This window comes from Kitasatospora nipponensis (genome assembly GCF_039528135.1).
GTDB lineage: Bacteria > Actinomycetota > Actinomycetes > Streptomycetales > Streptomycetaceae > Kitasatospora > Kitasatospora nipponensis.
On sequence record NZ_BAAALF010000221.1, the window covers coordinates 10,257 to 12,213 of the forward strand.

Annotated in this window: 1 protein-coding gene and 1 pseudogene; one reads left to right on the top strand and one right to left on the bottom strand. The window is 78.8% G+C overall.

Translation table 11 applies throughout. The features are described 5' to 3' along the window. A pseudogene (locus ABD323_RS35535) lies at positions 1–585 on the bottom strand (hypothetical protein); the annotation flags it as partial. Positions 586–892: 307 nt separating this feature from the next. Between ABD323_RS35535 and ABD323_RS35540 the strand changes: the two are divergent. Next, positions 893–1,957, top strand: a 1,065-nt coding sequence (locus ABD323_RS35540; RefSeq protein ID WP_344446218.1) for a PucR family transcriptional regulator ligand-binding domain-containing protein, incomplete at its 3' end; no start/stop codon positions are given.

Here is a 1,957-nt window from a genome sequence, read left to right on the forward strand (position 1 = left end):
AGGCACCGCGTAGTAGGGCACCAGGACCCGCCGGGTGCGGTGCCAGGAGCGGCGCACCGGCAGCAGCGCGGGCAGCACGTCGGGGCTCTGGCCGGCCAGGATCGCCAGCCGGCAGGCCTCGCAGGCAGGACGCCGGCTCGCCGCGGCCTCGCGCGGGCTCAGGTGCGGGCGGCCCTTGCGCTTGGGGCCCTTGCCGCCGCCGTGCCCGCCGCCGGCCGGCCCGGCGGCCGGTGCGTGCAGCGGGTTGTAGAAGCAACGGGTCACCCGGGCGTGCGGGCGCCGCCCGGCCAGCCGCTCGTGCGCGGCGGCCAGCCGCTCGACGGCCCGCTCCGCCAGCACCACCGCGGCGGCCAGGTCGGGCAGGTCGGCGGCCTCGTCGAGCAGCTTCCCGGCGGCCTGGTACGCCTCGCTGGCCCAGAGGTAGTCGGTGCCGGCCGGACCGGCGGCCAGCCCGGGCGGGAACCGCGGCTCGGCGGCCCGCATCACGTCGCCCGCCTCGGTGACCCGCTCCTCGGCGTGCCGGCGCAGGCGCTCCAGCAGGGTCCGCCACTCGTGCAGCACCAGCTCCTGCTGCTCCCGGGACATCGCTTCGGCCCGGGTCGCCCGCTCGGGCCCGCGCTGTGGGCCCGGTCGCCCAGCAGCCGCAGGAACCACCAGTGACGCAACACCGCCGCCTCCTCGATCCACGCGTTCGTGGGCAGAACGCTCCCACAGGCCGCCGCGGCGCCGGGCGGCGGGGGCCGGTGCGCCGTCCGCCATGTGGATGATCAGCTAGGAGGGTTTCTGGGCGTCAGCCCTGGCATTTACCATGCATCTGCACCTGAATCCCTGGCTGCTAAGAGGGCCGGCCGGGTGCGGCGCCCGCTGTGGCGCTCGGCACGAGGAGCGGCAGATGATCGTCGGAGACCTCCTGGAGGTGCCTGACCTCCGCCTGGAACTGGCCTGGGGACCGCCGGAGCTGCTGGACCGCGCGGTCACCGGCGTGACCTCCACCGACCTCCAGGACCCGGCCCGCTACCTGCAGCCCGGCGAGCTGGTGCTCTCCGGACTGGTCTGGTGGCAGCCCGACCACCCCTCGGCCCAGGCGCTCGCGCTGCGCTTCGCGACCTCACTGCGCAGCGCCGGGGTGGCGGCCCTGCTGGCCGGCGAGGGCACCCACGGGGAGGTGCCCGCCGGGCTCGTGGAGGCCTGCCGGGTGCACGGGATCCCGCTCTTCTCGGTGCCCGCCGGCACCAGCTTCCGGGCCGTCACCGACCGGGTCTACCTGCGGCTCTGGGGCGAGCTGCGGTCCGGCCCGGAGACCGCGGCGGTGCCGGAGGAGGCCCGCCGGGAGCTGGTCGAGCTGATGTACGCGGGGGCGCCGCCGGCCATGGTGCTGGACCGGGCGGTCTCCCGGCTGGGCTGCGGGCCCTGCTCGCTGGTCACCGCCTCCGGCCGCACGGTCGCCACCTCGGACGGCGCGCCGGACCCGGCGCCGGAGGACGTCCGGCGCGCGCTGCCGGCCCCCGACGGGGAGTCCGCCGGTGTCGGGGCGGGCGCACCGGCGGGCGGCGCGGCCGCGCTGCTGGTCGGGCAGGGCGGCGAGACGCCGTTCGACGCCTGGTACCTCTACCCGCACGCCCCCGGGCCCGGCCGGGCCGCGGTCCTGCACGGGCTGGCGGACGTGCTGGCCACGCTCTGGACCCGCTCGCGCGGGGAGGCCGCCGAGCGCCGCCGGTCGGCCGGGCGGCTGGCGAGCCTGCTGGGCGCGGAGAGCGCCGCGCACCCGGCCGAGCTCGCCGAGGCGCTGGCCGCCTGCGGCCTGCCACCGAACGCCCCGCTGATCCCGCTGACCGCGCGGATCGACGGGCTGGACGCGCCCTGGGCCCCCGACGCGCTGGCCGAGGCGCTGCGCGGCGCCCTGCCGGCCGCGGCGCCGGGGGCGGGCCCGGCGCCGTTCGCGGTCGGTGCCGACGAC